Origin of the sequence: Dulcicalothrix desertica PCC 7102 (assembly GCF_003991905.1) — a bacterium.
In the GTDB taxonomy this organism is placed as follows: Bacteria; Cyanobacteriota; Cyanobacteriia; order Cyanobacteriales; family Nostocaceae; genus Dulcicalothrix; species Dulcicalothrix desertica.
On the sequence record NZ_RSCL01000013.1, the window covers coordinates 276,739 to 277,793 of the forward strand.

The window sequence follows — 1,055 nt, forward strand, 5'->3', positions numbered from 1 at the left end:
TGAAGCAGAGGCGCCGCAACTACAGAAGTATGATGAGTACATACCTTACCCATTGCTAAGAAAAGCATTTATACATGATTATCTTGATTTAGATGAAGTTATATTTTACTTTCCAGAAAAGACGTAGAGACGTGATTAATCACGTCTCTACCAAGTTATGACCTTCGTGTTCACGAAGTGTACCGAAGGTAAATTGCGAATTATTTTGGTTATTTACCCTCCTGAAAGGATACAATTTGTCAGATTCTTATGATGTTATACAGTTTTGATATAGCAGTCTGCACATCATTTGTGAAAAATAAGATTCCCGGCTTCTTAAAGAAGTCGGGAATCTAGGTATTTACTCGCGCACGAGAAGAATTATATTAAGAGAAATAATAATCAGCTTTCTCTTACGATTGCCTCAATTTTGCTATGGTTATAGTTTGAAAACGTTAACTTGCTTTACAACCAATTTCCTACTAAAATTAAAGGCGCCCAATAACCTGGATGTTTACGTTCATTTGAATTTTGTTGTAGCCATTGTTTTTTAGGAGTAGAGAGCGCTTTGGCTCGACTCATCCCTTGACGAAGATGCTCGTAAAAGCTGCCAATTAATTTAGCTGTGGATTCATCATCAACTTTATAATTATATAAAATTTATCCTTCGGTTAATAACTTAAATACCCCTAACTATCGTGAGTTAGGGGGACTTAAAACATCATAATCTACTTGGAATTTGAATTGCTTGCACCCTTTGTTTTATACCAATCCTTTGAGTAGGAATAGAAAGCTGGTTGTTATACTTAGTCACAATTGCTGGCGCCATCAATCAGTTTGTTTGAGGTACTGAACAAAGCTTTTGTCTATTGTTTAGTTTTGTTACTAAAATCTGAAACCTTTACTAGACAAGGCACCTAGAATTTAGATGCGTTTGCCCTGGCTTCACTACTGACTTATGAATGGACGTATAAACATGAGGGCGCCCATTTCACATGCTATGAATCCTTTAGGGTTCACGCCAGCGGTAATCCACTGGCACCCAGGCATAACCTTGATCTGCTGCCATTATGTGT

General features: G+C 37.2%; 1 protein-coding gene. It reads right to left on the bottom strand.

Annotated features, from left to right (window positions below):
- Positions 1-444: 444 nt before the first annotated feature.
- Complete coding sequence (locus DSM106972_RS26770) at positions 445-639, bottom strand: CHAT domain-containing protein (RefSeq protein ID WP_127083547.1); 195 nt, start codon at positions 637-639, stop codon at positions 445-447.
- Between the last annotated feature and the right edge of the window lie 416 nt (positions 640-1,055).